Here is a 14,663-nt window from a genome sequence, read left to right on the forward strand (position 1 = left end):
CCGAGGAGGCGGTCTGAGATGACCTACGCGGACGCGTCGAACGACAGACTCCTCGCCAAGCAGGCCGACCGGGAGTCGAACGCGAGGAGCTACCCCCGGTATCTCCCGATGGCGATTCGGGAGGCTAACGGCGTCGAAGTCACCGACGCCGACGGTAACACCTACTACGACTGTCTGGCTGGCGCGGGGACGCTCCACCTCGGGCACAACCACCCGGTCGTGGTCGAGGCCATCGAGGACGCGATGGCGGCCGACCGGCCGATGCACACCCTCGACGTGACGACGCCAATCAAGGAGGCGTTCGTGGACACCCTCTACGACAGTCTCCCCGACGAGTTCGCCGACACCGCCAAGATTCAGTTCTGTAGTCCCGCGGGCACCGACGCCATCGAGGCCGCCTTGAAACTCACCAAGACCGCGACCGGCAACCGGTCGGTCCTCTCCTTCCGCGGGGGCTACCACGGCATGACCCACGGCGCGCTCGGCCTGATGGGCGACACCGAACCGAAGGAGGACATCGGCGGCGCGATGGAGAACGTCCATCACCTGCCCTACCCCTATCCCTACCGGTGTCCCTTCGGCATCGGCGAGGAGGGCCACGAAGTCGCCAGCGAGTACGTCGAGCGACTGCTGGCCGACTCCGAGCGCGGATTCACCGACCCCGCCGCGATGGTCCTCGAACCCGTGCAGGGCGAAGGGGGGTCCATCGCTCCGCCCGCCGAGTGGCTTCGGGAGATGCGCCGGATTACTCGGAGACACGACGTGCCCCTCGTCGTGGACGAGATTCAGTCGGGACTCGGCCGGACCGGCGACCTCTACGACTTCCAGCGCGCCGGCATCACCCCCGACGTGGTGACTCTCTCGAAGGCAGTCGGCGGCGGCCTGCCCCTCTCGGTCGTCCTCTACGACGAGGAGTACGACGACTGGGAGTCGGGAGCGCACGCCGGCACCTTCCGGGGCAACCAGTTGGCGATGGCCGCCGGGAAGGCCACAATCGAGTACATCGTGGAGGAGGACCTGCCGAGTCACGCCGACGAGATGGGCGCGGTCCTCCGGACCCACCTCGACGCCGCGGCCGACCGATTCCCGGAGGTCGGCGACGTGCGAGGCAAGGGCCTGATGCTCGGGGCCGAGATGGTCGATGCGTCGGCCGACCCCGATAGTCTCGGCGCGCACCCGCCGGACGCCGACCTCGCCGAGACCGTCCAGTCCGAGTGCTTCGACCGCGGTCTCATCGTGGAGCGAGGCGGCAGAGAGGGTGCGACGGTCAGGTTCCTCCCGCCGCTCATCGTCTCGAAGGGCCAAATCGAGGACATCGGCCGAATCTTCCGCGAGGCGGTCGCTGAGGCGATTGCGGAGCGGAACGGCGGGCCGGAGGGAGGTCACGTGTCGCCATGACGAGCGCCGACGACCTCTTTCTCGGCACCGAGGCCGGGAACGAGGCCTACCGGAAAGCGGTCTCGCAGGCCAGCGAGGCCGTCACCGGGGCTTTCGGAGAGAGCGCGACGCCCTACTCGGGTGCTGACTCCGACCGACTCGCCGACCGCTTCGCCGAGCGCGACTGCCTGCCCGACGAGGGCCAACCCCTCGCCGAGACCATCGCGGAGGTCGGCGACGAGGTGCTGGCCGATTCGGTCGGCGTCTCGGACTCGTCGTGCATCGCCCACCTCCACTGCCCGCCGCTGGTGCCCGGTCTCGCCGCGGAGACCGCCATCTCGGCGACGAACCAGTCGCTGGACTCGTGGGACCAGAGTCCCTCCGCGACCCACGTTGAGCGCGAGATGATTGGTGAACTCTGCGACCTGTTCGGCTACGGGTCGTCGGGAGACGGCGTGTTCACCAGCGGGGGCACCCAGTCGAACTTCCAAGCCCTCCTGCTGGCGCGCAACTGGTTCGCCCGCGAGCGGTTCGGCCGCCGGGTCAAGGAGTCGGGCCTTCCACACAATGCTAAAGCAATGCGAATTCTTTGTTCGGAGGCGGCTCACTTCACCGCCCGGCAGTCGGCGGCCCACCTCGGTCTCGGCGAGAACGCGGTTGTGACCGTGCCGACCGACGACGACTACCGGATGGACCCCGATGCACTCGACGCCACGCTCGCGGACCTCGAAGACCGCGGCCGGAAACCGTTCGCGCTGGTCGGCACCGTGGGCACCACCGACTTCGGGAGCATCGACCCGCTCGGCGAACTGGCCGACAGAGCCGACGACCACGACCTCTGGTTCCACGTGGACGCGGCCTACGGCGGGGCGCTCGCGCTCTCCGAGGACCACCGCGAGAAACTGGCCGGAATCGACCGGGCGGACTCGCTGGCGGTGGACTTCCACAAGTTGTTCTACCAGCCAATCAGTTGCGGGGCGCTCCTCGTGGGCGACGACGACCGCTTCGACCTGATTCGCCGGTCGGCGGCCTACCTCAACCCCGAGGAGGGCGGTCTCGACGCGCCCGATTTGGTCTCGAAGTCGGTCCAGACCACCCGGCGCTTCGACGCGCTGAAACCCTACGTCACCTTCCGGACTCTCGGCCGGGAGGGACTGGCCGAACTGGTCGAGTCCACGCTGGTCCTCGCCGACGAGGTGGCGGGCCTGCTGGCCGACGCCCCCGACTTCGAACTCGTCAACGACCCGACGCTCAACGCGGTCGTGTTCCGGTACCGCCCCGAGGACATCGGCGACGACCGGGTGGGTCGGCTTAACGCCGCGCTTCGGGAGGCCCTCCTCCGGAACGGCGACGCTGTAGTCGGCCGGACCGAGGTCGATGGCACGACCAGCCTCAAGTTCACCCTGCTGAACCCCAAGACGACCGTCGAGGACGTGGCTGACGTTCTCGACGCCGTGCGGAACCGTGCGCGAACCATCACTGCGGCGGACCAGACGCTCCGACGATAATCACCTAACCCATGACCCAGAACGACACCACCCAGACCGCGACCGAAATCGCAGAATCGGCGACCCTGCACAGCTTCCTCAACTGCTACCTCCGGGAGACCGGCGACTACGAAGTCGTGGACGACGACGCGGTTCCGGTCCCGACCCACGGCCGGGACGAGGTGGCTCGGGTCCCCCTGCCAGAGCAGGACACGACCGTCTACGCCCCGCTTCGCTACGAGTCGCCGACCGACCGTCACCTGTTCGACCTGCCGGCGTACTACCAGCAGGGCGACGAGACGCTCGAACTCGACTACGTGACGCTGGCCTCGCTGGTGACCAAGGAACTCTCCACCGCGCGCGACGATACCGGGAACCGCGACGAACTCCTCCTGCGGGTCATCAAGAGTTGCAAGAACGTTGCCCGGTTCGTGGACGCCCGCCGGGACGACGAGGAGCAACTCTACGGCTTCGACACCACTTTCCGGGACGCCGAGCAGTCGCTGGTCTTCGGCCACCTTCTGCACCCGACCCCCAAGAGCCGACAGGGCATCGCGCCCCACGAGTCGCCGACCTACGCCCCCGAGATGGAAGGGTCGTTCTCCCTGCACTACTTCCGGGCCGACCCCGACCTCGTGTGGCAGGACTCGTCGCTCGACGGCACCGTGAAAATCGACACGGGCGACGTGGCGTCCACCAGCGAGTGGATAAAACAGTCGCTCCGCGACGACCCCACCGTCTCCGACGAGTTCGTCGAGAAGCACGTCGAGAGCGACGACGTGCTGATTCCCCTCCACCCGTGGCAGGCCGACTACCTCCTCGGACAGGACCACGTGCAGGAGCAGTTGGGCGACGGCCTCGAATCGCTCGGGCAGGTCGGCCGGGAGTTCTCGCCGACCTCCTCGGTTCGGACCCTCTACGCGCCCGACTCGCCGTTCATGGTCAAGGGGTCGCTGAACGTCAAGATTACCAACTCCAAGCGGACGAACAAGCGCCCGGAACTCGACCGCGCGGTCGGCATCACCGACCTGCTGAACACCGACCTCGGCGACGAACTCGACTCGAAGTTCCCGAGTTTCGATGTCGTGCGCGACCCCGCCGCAATCACGCTCGACATCGGCGAGGGTGACGAATCCGGCTTCGAGGTCGTCCTGCGCGAGAACGCCTTCCGGGGTGACGAGGGCCGGAATGCCACGCCGGTCGTCGGCCTCTGTCAGGACAAAATCGCCGGAGACGGCTCCCGACTGAGCGAGATAATCGAGACCCTCGCCGAGCGCGAGGACCGAAGCACCGACGCCGTCAGTCGAGACTGGTTCCGCCAGTACCTCGAAATCTCGCTCCGGCCGTTCATGTGGCTGTTCCTCGAACGCGGACTGGGCGTCGAGGCCCACCAGCAGAACAGCGTCGTCAAACTGGCGGATGGCTACCCCGACGAGTTCTACTACCGGGACAATCAGGGCTTCTACCTCCCCGAGGCCAAGTACGACGAACACGACGAACGCGTGCCGGGCCTCGGCGACCGGGGCGAGAACATCGTCCCCGACTGGATTTCCGACGAGCGCCTGCGGTACTACGTCGTGCTGAACAACATGTTCGGCGTCATCAACGCCTTCGGGACGGCGGGCCTCGTGGACGAGCGCGACCTGCTCGAACTCCTGCGCGACGAGCTAGAGTACTGCCGCAGATTCGACGCCGAGTGGTCGTCGCTCCTCGACGGCCTGCTCGAAGACGAGGCCCTGCCCTGTAAGGCGAACCTCCTCACGCGGTTCCACGACATGGACGAACTGGAGGGCGAACTGGAGAACCAGTCGGTCTACGCCGACGTGAACAACGCCATCGTCACCGAGACCAAGCCGGAGGTGACTCAGCGATGAAAGGCCCCGGCGGCGTCGTCGCCGAACCCTACGACTTCCAGACCTACGACGACGAGATAGACAAGACGGTATCGTTCCGGCCGGTCGAGATGTCGGACCTCGGGATGCTTCACTCGTGGCTCAACGAGGAACACGTCCTGCCCGACTGGTCGCTCAACGACCCGCTCCCCAAGTTCCAAAACACCCTCGAAGGGAAACTGGCCGACGACCACATGACGCCGTACATCGGCCACCTCGACCACGTGCCGATGAGCTACTTCGAGGCCTACTGGGCCATCGACGACGTAATCGCCGACTACTACGACGCCGACCCGGCCGACCAAGGATTCCACATGCTCCTCGGTCCGCCGGAGTATCTGGGCCACGGCTATGCCGAGTCGCTCATGCGGGCGATGCTCCAGATGCAGTTCCGCCACCCCGAGACCGACCGCGTGGTGGGCGAACCGGACGTGCGTAACGAGACGGTCCACAGCATCCTGAAACGAGTCGGTTTCGAGCCTCGCTGTGAGATAGAGATGGACGAGAAGACGGCCCTGCTGATGGTCTGTGAGCGCGAGCGGTTCGAGCAGGAGGTATTAGCATGAGCGACCGAGACGAGACCGAGACGATTCACGACGTTCTGGGGGTCGGTCTCGGCCCGTTCAACCTCGGTCTGGCGGCGCTCCTCGACGGCGCGAATCGAGATGGGAATACCGAGACGGACACCGAGGTAGACGCGGTGTTCCTCGAACAGGACGAGGAGTTCGCGTGGCACGAGGGAATGCTAATCGAGGGGACCACCCTCGAAGTCCCCTTCCTCGCGGACCTCGTGACGATGGCGGACCCGACCAACCCCCACAGCTATCTCAACTACCTCCGGGAGCGGGACCGCCTCTACGAGTTTTACTTCTACGAGACCTTCCAGATTCCCCGCCGGGAGTACGACGACTACCTCCGGTGGGTCGCCGAGCGACTCGATTCCTGTCGGTTCAGTCGCCGGGTCGAGGAGGTCGAGTGGGACGACGAGGACTCCTGTTTCACGGTCACCGCCCGGAACCTCGACACCGACGAAAAGCTAACCTATCGCGCCCGGAACCTCGCGCTCGGCATCGGCAGTCAGCCTCACGTCCCCGAGGACCTGCGAGGCCACCCCGAGCAGGACGTGTTCCACACCTCCGGTTATCGGTCCCGGCGCGAGCGGTGTCTCGACGCCGACTCCGTCACGGTGGTCGGGTCGGGCCAGAGCGCGGCCGAGGTCTTTCAGGACCTGCTTGCCAACCAACCAGAGGGCGACTACCGACTCGATTGGCTCACGCGCTCCGACGGGTTCTTCCCGATGGAGTACTCCAAACTCGGGCTTCAGCACTTCACTCCCGAGTACGAGCAGTACGTCTACGACCTTCCGCAGGAGGTCAAAGACGACCTGATTCCGAATCAGGACCTGCTCTACAAGGGCGTGGACCCCGAGACGAGTGCGGAAATTTACGACCTCCTCTACCGGCGCTCCATCGGCGACCGAAATCCCGACGTGGGCCTGTTCGCCATGACCGAGGTCCGGGACATCGAACCGGTGGGTGACGCCTACGCCCTCGACTGCCACCAGTGGCAGGCCGACGAGTCCTTCGTCCACGAGAGCGACGTCGTGATTCTCGGCACGGGCTACCAGCGCCCGATTCCCGACTTCCTCGACCCAATCGAGGACGCCATCGCTTGGGACGAACAGGGTCGGTTCGGCGTGACCGAGGACCACCGCCTCGCTCTCGACGTGGCGGGCGACGTGTTCCTCCAGAACGCCGAACTCCACACCCACGGGGTCGGCGTCCCCGACCTCGGACTCGGTTGCTATCGCAACACCAAGTTCGTCAACCGGTTGTTCGGCCGCGAGGTCTACCCAGAGGACGACGACACGGTGTATCAGGACTTCTCGGTCGAGCGGTTCACCGAGCGCGCGCCGAACTCGTCTCGTCACTCCTCCCGTTCCGGCCAGCGCGAGAGCGAATCGACCCCGACGCCGACGCAGGACGACTGACACCGCCACGCAGGAGACTCGAACATGGACACACAGACTATCACGGAGAAGTGTAGGGAAGACGACGTGAAGCTCGTTCGACTGCTGTACGTCGCCAACGACGGCGTGGTTCACGGCCACACGGTCACGCGGTCCCAGTTAGCGGACGCGCTCGAATCAGGCATCGCACTGCCCGAACTGGTCCAGTCGTTCAACGCGCTCGGCCACCGAAGCAAGGACGCCGGCTTCGACGCCGTGGGCGAGGTTCGACTGGTGCCCGACCGTTCGACCTTCCGGGTCCTCGACCACGAGGAGAACGTCGCCGCGGTCTGCTGTTCGATGCGCGAGATAGGCGACGAGACGCCGTGGACGGCGGACCCGCGCTCGGCGCTAGCGGAACTCGTCTCGGAGTTCGAGGCCGACGACATGGTGCCGTCCCTCGCGCTGGAGACCGAATTCCTCTTTTACTCGTCGGGCGACGAGGACGAGCGAGTCGGACACAGAGGTCTCTACACCACCGACAGCATCCGGGACTTCCACGAGGTCATTATCGACGCCATCGACGCCCTCGAAGCGCAGGGCATCGAGGTCAAAAAGCACGTCGCGGAGTACGCGGCCGGCAAGCACGAACTCGTCACCGACCACCGCGAGGGCCTCGAAGCGGTGGACGATTACGTCTTCCTCCGGGAGACGATTCCGAGCGTCGCGGCGTCTCATGACATCGAAACGACCTTCCTCCCGTACCCCTTCGACGCGACGACGAACGGTTGCCACGTCCACCTCTCGCTGTGGGGCGACACCAACTGGTTCGCACCGACCGACGCCGACGAGCCATTGAGTCCGACGGGACGCCACTTCGTCGGCGGGATTCTCGACCACATGCGGGGCCTGCTCGCGCTCACCTCGCCGACCGTCAACTCCTATGCGCGCCTCCAACCACAGGCCGGGGCGGCGGCGTACAGTTGCTGGGGTGTCGGCAATCGGGAGGCGGCGGTTCGCGTGCCCGAGGTGGCGTCCGACCAGCGCGAGACGGCGACCCGAATCGAGTTCCGCCCCGCGGACAACACCGCGAACCCGTATCTGGCAGTACTGGGTATTCTGGCCGCGGGTCGGGACGGGATTCGGAACGAGACCGAACCCGGACCGTCACTCGACGCCGACCCCGCGAACTGCGACGACGAACTGCTGGAAGAACGAGGAGTTCGGCGGTTGCCGACGACGCTCGGGGAGGCCCTCGACGCGCTCGCTGACGACGACGTTCTCAGAGACGCGCTCGGGGACCGCCTGTTCGAGTCGTACATGACAGTCAAGCGGAAAGAGTGGGAGCTATTCACGGACAGCGCGGCGACGTGGCAACGAGAGATGTTCCGACAGACGTTCTGAACGAACGTCGGCCGGACCATCGTCTCGCGGTAGATTCCCTCTCACCGGGTCGATAAATGTAGCTCGCCGTCGTTCCATAGTAACGCTTTTGTGTTTTTAGGTCGGCCTAAAAATTGTATGCGAGCGAGGACCGACACCGCGAACGCGGCCACGACAGAGGACGAAGCATGAACGGGAGAGAGACGCTGACGACCGCACTCGAAACGGAGCGATGGACCGACGTGAGCCACGACCTCCTCGCAAAGATGTTCGAGGAGTTCCTCTACGAGGAGTTACTCGACCCCACCGAGGCGGGAACCGACGGCGAGTGGACCCGGTACCGACTCGACTACGGCGACGTGGCCTACCGGTTCACAGCCCAGTCCCGACCGTTCGATAGCTACCGCGTCGATGCCGACAGCATCGAGCGCCGAGAGGACGACGACTGGACTCCCGCGACCGACCCGGTTCAGTACCTCCTCGACGCCAGAGAGGCCCTCGGCGTGGCCCCCGAGACGGCGAGCCACCTCATCCGAGAGTACAACAACACGCTGGTCGCGGACGCCCACATCGACGCTCGGAAGGAAGACGCGACCGAGAGCCTCCTCGACATGGACTACGCGGCCGTGGAGGGAGAGATGGAGGGCCACCCGTGGTTCACCATCAACAAGGGTCGCATCGGCTTCGGCTACGACGACTACCGGTCGTACGCGCCGGAACTCAAGGAAACCCAGTCGCTGGTCTGGGTCGCTGTCAATCGGGAGCGCGCCGACTTCCGGAGCATCGAAGGACTGGACTACGAGTCGCTGATGCACGAGCAGTTGGGCGACGCCGCGGCGTCGTTCGAGGACACCCTCCGGACCGAGGGCCACAATCCCGACGACTACTACTTCCTGCCGGTCCACCAGTGGCAGTGGGACAACACCGTCGCCCAACTGTTCGCCAAGGACATCGCCGCCGACGACATCGTTCCCCTCGGGACCGGCCCGAACACCTACCTCCCACAGCAGTCGATTCGGACGCTCACCAACATCGACGACCCCGAGAAGCCCCACGTCAAGGTCCCGATTCGGGTGCTGAACACCATCGTCTACCGCGGCCTGCCGGGCGAGCAGGCACTGTCTGCGCCCCGCGTCACGGAGTACGTCAAGTCGATTCGTGACGACGACGCTTTCCTCCGGGACGACTGCAATCTCGTACTGCCGGGCGAGATTGCCAGCCTCAACTACGACCACCCCGAGTTCTCGCAGATTGACGACGCGCCCTACCAGTACCACGAACTCCTCGGGTCGGTGTGGCGCGAGAGCGTCGAGGCCCTCGTGGACGACGACGAGGAGGTCCTGACCCTCTCGGCGCTCATGCACCGAGACACCGACGGGACGCCCGTCGTCTCGAAACTCGCCGACCGGGCCGGGTCGTCCATCGACGAGTGGCTGGCCGACTGTTTCGACGTGCTCCTCCCGCCCCTGCTCCACTACCTCTATCGCTACGGAATGGTGTTCATGCCCCACGGGACGAACACGATGCTCGTCCTGCGGGACGGCCAGCCGACCCGCCTCGCAATCAAGGACTACGTGGACGAAATCGCGGTCAGCGACGAGTGGCTTCCGGAACTCGACCGACTCCCCGACGGCCTGTACGAACACGACGAAATCATCCACCAGCGACCGCCCGAGGGGCTGTGCCAGCACATCGTCGGGACGCTGTTCGTCTGCGTCCTCCGGTACGTCGCCGACCTGTTGAACCGCGAGGAGGGCTACGACGAACAGCGCCTCTGGCGGCAGGTCCGGGCCAGCATCGAACGCTACCAGTCCCAGTTCCCGGAACTCGAAGAACGCTTCGAGTTGTTCGACCTGTTCAAGCCGGAGTTCGACAAGGTGTGTCTCAACCGCAACCGGATGGTCGAGTACGGCTACGACATCGACCACGAACCGCCCGAGGTCAACGCCCACGGGACTGTCTCGAACGCGCTGGCGGACCTCGAACCCGCCGAGCGCGGGGAGTGACGGAGGGACCCGACCGTGACCATACCGGAACAGCGCAACCGACTCGCGGACCTCCGAGCGACCGACGAGGTGTATCTGGGCGCGGGAGTCGAAACCGCCTCGGAACGCCTGATAGAGGTGTACGGAAAGCTCGGTCTCGACTGGGTGTGGGTGGACTTGGAACACAAGAACGGGAGTCCGCTCGACGCGCCCGACTTGGAGCGACTGGTCCGGTCCGCCCAGTGCGGCGGGACCGAACTCGTCGTCCGGCTTCCGAACGGGGAACCGTCCACGATACGGAAGGTCCTCGACACAGGGGTCCGAAACGTCGTCGTCCCGCGAGTCGAGACGGCCGGCGAAGTCGAGCGCGCCGTCCGCGCGGCCCGGTTCGAGTACGACGGCGAACCCGGAGACCGAGGACTCTCGCAGGGACGAGCCAGCGGCTACGGGGCGGCGTTCGGCGGCGACCGGCCGTATCACGAGGTCGAGGACGAGAACGTGCAAGTCGGCGTCCTCGTGGAGAACCGGACCGCGGTCGAGAACGTCGAGGAGATTGCCGCCGTTCCGGAACTCGGGTTCGTCTTTCCGGGACCGGGCGACCTCGGCGTCTCGATGGGCCGAACCCACGAGTACGACGACCCCGAGGTGCGGGCGCTGGTCGAGCGTGTCAGAGAGACGTGCGTCGAACACGGCGTCCCCCTGCTGGGGTTCCAGAACAGTAACTTCGCGGGACCTGAGGAGGTCCGCGAGGCGACCGACCGCGGGTATCGACTCGTGAGTCTGGGCGACGAATTCACGTTCGTCGCGGAAGCGGTCGAGGAGCGAATCGGTTGGGTCGACGAGTCCGGCGGTCCGTGACGCCCGGTCTTCGGGCCGCTGAAAAACCAGTGCGACCGGCTACAGCGACTGCTTCGGGATGATTTCGGGGTCGGGAGTGTAGGTGACCGCGGCGTCCACGTTGAACACGTCGGCGAGCAGTTGCTCGGTCACGACCTCTCGGGGCGGTCCCCAGTCGTAGGGTTCGCCGTCGTCCAGCGCGACGAGGTAGTCGGCGAACCGCGCCGCCTGCGCGATGTCGTGGAGGACGACGGCGACCGTGACGCCCTCCTCCTCGTTGAGTTTCCTGACGACCTCCATCACCCGCAGTTGGTGGTGCAAGTCGAGGAAGGTGGTCGGTTCGTCCAGCAGGAGAACGTCGGTGTCCTGTGCGAGGACCATCGCAATCCACGCCAGTTGCTTCTGGCCGCCGCTGAGGTTGCCGACCTCCTCGTCGCGGATGTCCTCGACGCCCGCGAGGTCGATAGCGCGCTCGACAGCCTCGCGGTCGTCGTCGGTCGCCGAGTCGAAGAAACCCCGATACGGGTAGCGACCGTGATACACCAAGTCCTCGACCGTGATGCTCCCCGGCGCGTCGTTCTCTTGGGAGAGCAGGCCGAGTTCGCGGGCTAACTCCTTGTCGTCGTACTCCTGAATCGACCGCCCGTCGAGGACGACCGACCCCTCGTCGGGTTCGAGGTGGTCCGAGAGCGCCTTCAACAGCGTGGACTTGCCCGACCCGTTCGGTCCGACCAGCGCGGTAATCTCGCCCTCGGGCACGTCGATGCGGTTGCACTCCACCACCGGCTCCTCGGTGGTGGGATACCCGAGCGCGAGGTCCTCGGCGTGGAGGACGCTCGCTTGCTTCGACTCGTGGTCGGCGTCTCCGCCGTCGAACACCTGTCTGCTCGCTTGCTCCTCGGCCGTGTCTTCCGAATCAGAGTACGTGGACATCAAGTATCACCGTGTCTCCTCGCCCCGCGAGCTATTGCTGGCGGAGATTTTAGGCATCCCTAAAGAAAAAGGTTCGTATTCGCGGCGACGGCCAGCTTTCGAAACCGGCGCGTGAGCTTCGGTACGCGACCAATACAATCTTCTTTAATTAGGATATGTTCCGCAAACCATATATAATGTTTAGGCTGACCTAAAACCATGGCCGACGAAGCGGACGGACTGACACGACGCGACTACGTAACGTACGGCGGAGCAGTCATCGGCGGCGGTCTGTTGGCCGGTTGTTCGGGAGACCGCGGTTCCGAATCGACCACGACGGACGCGGCCGACACCACCACAACCACCACCGAGGCCGAAACCCAGACGACCACCGAGGAGTCCACCTACTCGGCGACGATGGAACCGGTCGGGACGCTCGAACTCGAATCCGTTCCCGAGAACTTCGTCGGTGGATGGGGCTTCACGGCGGACGTCATGACCGCCCTCGGCCAGAGCGACAAAATCGTCGCGGCCGAAGGCCCGGAGTTCTGGTTTACCGGATTCTACGACAAACTCCCCGGCGTCTCCGCCCCCGACCCGGACTCGCTCGACCGGGTGCTGACCGAGGACTGGTCGGTGCGAAAGGAGTTCCTGTACGAACTCGACCCGGACCTGTTGGCGAGCGACCCGAACCGGTACATCTCCTACTACGGAAGCGACGAGAGCGAAGTCGAGGAGATTCACGACAACATCGCCCCATTCTTCGGGAACGTAAGCCGTCGTCAGCGCGGTGAGGGGTGGCCCAACTGGCCCGACGGGGAGTCGTATCCCTACTACTCCATCCCGGAGTTCGTCAGTAGCTACGGCGACGTGTTTCAGGTGTCCGACCGGGCGACGGCGCTCAACGAGTTCTACCGAACCGCCATGGACGAGATGCGTTCGCGGGTCCCCTCCCAGTCCGACAAACCGACCGTCGGCGTGCTGAACGCCCGGAACAACCCCGAGACGGCGGACGGGTTCACCGTCTACAATCCCCACACGGGTCTGGAGAAGACCTACGGCAAGAAGCAGTACCGGGACATGGAGGTCCGGGACGCGTTCGAGGGAGAGTACGGCGGCCAGTCGAGCGTGACCCTCGGGTACGAAGGCCTGCTGGAGGTTGACCCCGACATCATCGTCCTCCACTTCGCGGTCAACTACCGCGACTGGAAGGGCAAGGACGCCACGCAGGCGACCGTCGAGGAGTTGCGAAGCAGTTCGCTGGGACAGGAACTCACCGCGGTCCAAGAAGACAACCTCTACATCGGCGGCACGCCCTATCAGGGTCCCATCATCAACCTGTTCCAGACGGAGATGCTGGGCAAGCAACTCTACCCCGACGAGTTCGGCGAGTGGCCGGGCGACGTGACCGACGACACGCTTCCCGACATCCCCGCCGACGAACAGTTATTCGACCGTGAGGAGCTTGCGGGAATCGTCACGGGCAACTGAAAAGTTGCTTAACAAATCAAATACGTTTCTTTAGGCAATTAGCAGTAACCCGGTACCCGAAACCCGGCGCTCACCCGCCATCCGGACGCCGACGAGTCCTCGGTTGGCAGGCCCGGTGAAATCGAAACCACTTTCAAGTTTTAGGGTGGCCTAAAACACATGGTGAAGAACGCTGGTGGGGAGCATACACCGACACGCAGAGACTACATCAAGTACGGCGGAGCGGTCGTGACCGGCGGCCTCCTCGCGGGGTGTACCGGCGGAGACGGAGCAGACGGGACATCGACCACCGCGACGACGACCGACACCCAAACGACGACCACAGCCGAGGAGACCGAAACGACGACTGCGGAAGACGAGTCCTATACGGTGTCGATAGAGCCGATGGGCGACGTTACGTTCGATTCGGTCCCCGAGACGTGGGTAGCGAACAACGGGAGTTGGGCGGACATGGGCATCGCGCTGGGACGCGAACCGCCGAAGGCCGTCTGGCTCACCGGTCGGTACCACACCCAGTACTACGACGAGATTCCGGGCGTCTCGGTGGACAAGAGCGACATGGTGTCGCTGTACCAAGACGGCGTTAGCAAGGAACTGTTCTACGAACTCGACGGCGACGTTCACGTCATCGACCCGAACTTCCTGATGAATCGGTTCAAAGGGTGGGAGCAGGCCGACGTCGACGAACTCCGAGAGAACGTCGGCCCGTTCTTCGGGAACTGCATCTACGCCCAGCACTACCCGTGGCACTCCGAGTACCGGTACTACACCCTCTACGAGGCCTTCGAGAAACTCGCGCAGGTCTTCCAGCGCACCGACCGATACGACGCCTTCGAGAAACTCCACGACGACTTCTTGGCGAACCTCGCTCCGGTCGTGCCCGAACAGGGCGAGCGACCGTCCGTCGCCGTCCTCTGGGGCGTGGGCGACAACCCCGAGAAGTTCTACCCGTACATCATCGGTGGCGGGACCGGGTTCAAGCACCTGCGGGACCTCAAAGTCAACGACGCCCTCGCGGAGACGAACATCAAGGACTTCCACGGAAGCAGAGCGTCCATCGACCTCGAAACGCTCCTCGAAGTGGACCCCGAAGTGCTGATGCTCCGGGGCTACGAGTCGATGTCCCGGAAGAAGTTCCAAAACACCGTCGTCCAGTTCCTGCAGAACCACGGGACGGCGAGCGCACTCACCGCCGTCGAGAACGGTGACGTCTACCGGGCGGGCGGCCTCTACCAAGGCCCGATTACGAACCTCGTGCTGACCGAGCGCACTGCGAAGCAGTTGTACGACTACGAGGACCAACTGTTCGACCGCCAGCGAGTCGCCGACATCGTTAACGGGAACCTCTGAA

At 65.0% G+C, this 14,663-nt stretch carries 11 protein-coding genes; 10 read left to right on the forward strand and 1 reads right to left on the reverse strand.

Features of this window, described 5'->3' with window-relative positions:
- Positions 1 to 18: 18 nt before the first annotated feature.
- The 8 genes from P2T57_RS14050 to P2T57_RS14085 all read left to right on the forward strand — a co-directional run bounded on the left by P2T57_RS14050 (position 19) and on the right by P2T57_RS14085 (position 10,930).
- Positions 19 to 1,398 carry a diaminobutyrate--2-oxoglutarate transaminase gene (locus P2T57_RS14050; RefSeq protein WP_276299843.1) on the forward strand — a complete coding sequence of 460 codons (1,380 nt, stop codon included), beginning with the start codon at positions 19 to 21 and terminating at the stop codon, positions 1,396 to 1,398.
- Positions 1,395 to 2,885 carry a pyridoxal phosphate-dependent decarboxylase family protein gene (locus P2T57_RS14055; RefSeq protein ID WP_276299844.1) on the forward strand — a complete coding sequence of 497 codons (1,491 nt, stop codon included), beginning with the start codon at positions 1,395 to 1,397 and terminating at the stop codon, positions 2,883 to 2,885. Before P2T57_RS14050 ends, P2T57_RS14055 begins: the two co-directional genes overlap by 4 nt.
- Before the next feature lie 11 nt (positions 2,886 to 2,896).
- The gene (locus P2T57_RS14060) at positions 2,897 to 4,738 is read left to right on the forward strand and encodes an IucA/IucC family protein (protein WP_276299845.1); all 1,842 of its coding nucleotides are present in this window, start codon (positions 2,897 to 2,899) and stop codon (positions 4,736 to 4,738) included.
- The gene (locus P2T57_RS14065) at positions 4,735 to 5,322 is read left to right on the forward strand and encodes a GNAT family N-acetyltransferase (protein WP_276299846.1); all 588 of its coding nucleotides are present in this window, start codon (positions 4,735 to 4,737) and stop codon (positions 5,320 to 5,322) included. The genes P2T57_RS14060 and P2T57_RS14065 overlap by 4 nt, the downstream gene beginning before the upstream one ends.
- Positions 5,319 to 6,746 carry a lysine N(6)-hydroxylase/L-ornithine N(5)-oxygenase family protein gene (locus tag P2T57_RS14070; RefSeq protein WP_276299847.1) on the forward strand — a complete coding sequence of 476 codons (1,428 nt, stop codon included), beginning with the start codon at positions 5,319 to 5,321 and terminating at the stop codon, positions 6,744 to 6,746. Before P2T57_RS14065 ends, P2T57_RS14070 begins: the two co-directional genes overlap by 4 nt.
- A 24-nt stretch (positions 6,747 to 6,770) precedes the next feature.
- The gene (glnA2, locus tag P2T57_RS14075; RefSeq protein WP_276299848.1) at positions 6,771 to 8,108 is read left to right on the forward strand and encodes a gamma-glutamylputrescine synthetase; all 1,338 of its coding nucleotides are present in this window, start codon (positions 6,771 to 6,773) and stop codon (positions 8,106 to 8,108) included.
- Positions 8,109 to 8,275: 167 nt separating this feature from the next.
- The gene (locus P2T57_RS14080; protein ID WP_276299849.1) at positions 8,276 to 10,093 is read left to right on the forward strand and encodes an IucA/IucC family protein; all 1,818 of its coding nucleotides are present in this window, start codon (positions 8,276 to 8,278) and stop codon (positions 10,091 to 10,093) included.
- A gap of 15 nt (positions 10,094 to 10,108) precedes the next feature.
- The gene (locus tag P2T57_RS14085; RefSeq protein ID WP_276299850.1) at positions 10,109 to 10,930 is read left to right on the forward strand and encodes an HpcH/HpaI aldolase family protein; all 822 of its coding nucleotides are present in this window, start codon (positions 10,109 to 10,111) and stop codon (positions 10,928 to 10,930) included.
- A gap of 39 nt (positions 10,931 to 10,969) precedes the next feature.
- Here P2T57_RS14085 and P2T57_RS14090 read toward each other — a convergent pair whose 3' ends face one another.
- Positions 10,970 to 11,842 carry an ABC transporter ATP-binding protein gene (locus P2T57_RS14090; RefSeq protein ID WP_276299851.1) on the reverse strand — a complete coding sequence of 291 codons (873 nt, stop codon included), beginning with the start codon at positions 11,840 to 11,842 and terminating at the stop codon, positions 10,970 to 10,972.
- A 198-nt stretch (positions 11,843 to 12,040) separates the two neighbouring features.
- Between P2T57_RS14090 and P2T57_RS14095 the strand changes: the two genes are divergently transcribed.
- Together P2T57_RS14095 and P2T57_RS14100 are read left to right on the forward strand one after the other, a co-directional pair.
- On the forward strand, positions 12,041 to 13,312 hold the full coding sequence (locus P2T57_RS14095) for an ABC transporter substrate-binding protein (protein ID WP_276299852.1): 1,272 nt from the start codon (positions 12,041 to 12,043) through the stop codon (positions 13,310 to 13,312).
- A gap of 159 nt (positions 13,313 to 13,471) precedes the next feature.
- Positions 13,472 to 14,662, forward strand: a complete 1,191-nt coding sequence (locus P2T57_RS14100) for an ABC transporter substrate-binding protein (protein ID WP_276299853.1) — start codon at positions 13,472 to 13,474, stop codon at positions 14,660 to 14,662.
- The last annotated feature ends 1 nt before the right edge of the window (position 14,663 follow it).

It is taken from the genome of Halorussus lipolyticus (genome assembly GCF_029338375.1).
Lineage (GTDB): Archaea > Halobacteriota > Halobacteria > Halobacteriales > Haladaptataceae > Halorussus > Halorussus lipolyticus.